Below are 1,944 nucleotides of genomic sequence, written 5' to 3' on the forward strand. Positions count from 1 at the left end.
GCGGACCGCCCAAGAGCCGCCCGAGCCGCCCGAGCCGCCCAGGTGGCTCGTCATCGCCCGCCGGTACGTTCCGGTAATTTCCATCATTTTTCGGTATTTTCCGTCATGCTCCGGCATGCTCTGAAAACCCGGGCCGGCCGGTCATGGACACAGACTTCTCTCACATGTTGTAATCAGCTCATGGATCAGGGAGCTGACCTGACGACACGGCTTTACGTAGACCTGGTGCGCGTGTCCAGCGCCAACTGTCGCTGACGCCCGGTGCCGGCCCAGGCACCGCCGTCAAGCATTTTCCGACCGTGTCCGCACGGCTTGTGGCACGGTCCACTGCTATTCATTCGCCGTTCTTTTCCGGTGCTGGCGGAATATGTGTCGTGAAGGCCGCCGGCGCTCCCGTACAAATACCCGGGCCGGACGCTTACGTTTTGCTGGCCGGCCATCCCACCCGTGACCCGGACGACATTTTTCGATGCCCGGGCAGCACATCCGGCAGTTGTGCGTCCAGCAGCCGGGAAGATTATTCCCGGTCGTTTTTCCATGCGCTCCGCGCGTCAGCTGCTCCGTGCGTTCCGTGTACCCGCCGTGGAGCGCCGTCCGCCGTCGGCGCCCGTTGCCCGCCCGGCCATTCGGGCGGCACTTCAGGCGAACCGCCAGAACCACAGGCCGTCAGAACCACAGGCCATCAGGAACACACGTCAGGAACACACGTCAGGAACAGGTGAAGGGACAAGCTGTGAGCACTGTCACCCATCTCGACGCGCAGCCGGCCGGCGACCTGGCCGTCCGGCCGCTGCAGCCGACCATCGGCGCGGAGATCAGCGGGGTGGACCTGCGGTATCCGCTGCCCGACGAGGTCCGCGACCAGATCCGGGCGACAATCCTGAAATACAAGGTCGTCTTCTTTCGTGACCAGGAGCTGACCCGCGAGGAGCACGAGACGTTCGCCCGGCGGTTCGGGCCGCTCTATCCGCACCCGAGCGGGCCGAAGGCGCCCCTCAACGACCACGCCGGAAAGGCGACCTCGATCCACCGGATCGCCGCGGCGGACTTCAAGGACTACGAGCGGGCCCGCGCCACCGCGGACGCCGACGAGAACTGGGACGCCTACCACACCGACACGAGCTGGCGGCTGGTGCCGACCTGGGGGGCGGTGCTGCGCGCGGTCACCCTGCCTGATATCGGCGGTGACACCATCTGGGTCGACGCCGGGCTCGCCTACAACGCGCTGCCCGACGACGTGAAAGAACGTCTCGCCGGCCGCCACGTCACCCACGACTTCCGAGACGCGCTGAACGCCGTGGGCTACGACTACCCGATCGTGTCCCACCCCGTGGTCCAGGTACACCGCGAAACCGGCGAAAAGATTCTGTGGGTCAACTTCACCCAGCATCCCTCGATTCTCGGGCTCGACAGGTCGGAGAGCAGGGAGCTGCTGGCCCTCGTTCTGGACCAGTACCGGAAGCCGGAACACCAGGTCCGGTTCTCCTGGCGGCCCGGTTCGGTCGCGTTCTGGGACAACCGTGCCACCGTCCATTACGCGGTACGCAACTACGGCGACTTCCCACGGGTACTGGAGCGGATTCTGATCGCCGAGGAGCCACTGTACGCCGACCTGTGATCCCGGCCGACAGCAACACACAGCAATAAATTACACACAGCGACGAACAGCACCGGGTGACACGGGCGGCCCGGATCAGGTGGCGGAGAGTGCCTGCCTGGTCCGGGGCCGCTGTTGCCCGCCACCCGGCGGCCGTGGAGGCCCGTGGGCGGGCCACCATAAAACGATCGGTGGGTGACGCGGTATCACCGTCCGACCACGAAGTCTTCCTGCGCACAAAGACCAGCATCGATGTTATTGACATCCATGTCAGTGACATGGATGTCACCCACCATCCCTGATCCGGGGTCACCGTTCCGGTACGCGCTCCAGGCCCGAGGCCCGGG

The 1,944-nt window shown here is 65.5% G+C and carries 1 protein-coding gene; it reads left to right on the forward strand.

Annotated features, from left to right (window positions below; all coding sequences use genetic code 11):
• Positions 1 to 733: 733 nt before the first annotated feature.
• On the forward strand, positions 734 to 1,618 hold the full coding sequence (locus AC5LSR_RS14855; protein ID WP_250281880.1) for a TauD/TfdA dioxygenase family protein: 885 nt from the start codon (positions 734 to 736) through the stop codon (positions 1,616 to 1,618).
• Positions 1,619 to 1,944: the final 326 nt, after the last annotated feature.

It is taken from the genome of Protofrankia sp. CiP1_Cm_nod4, assembly GCF_982290645.1.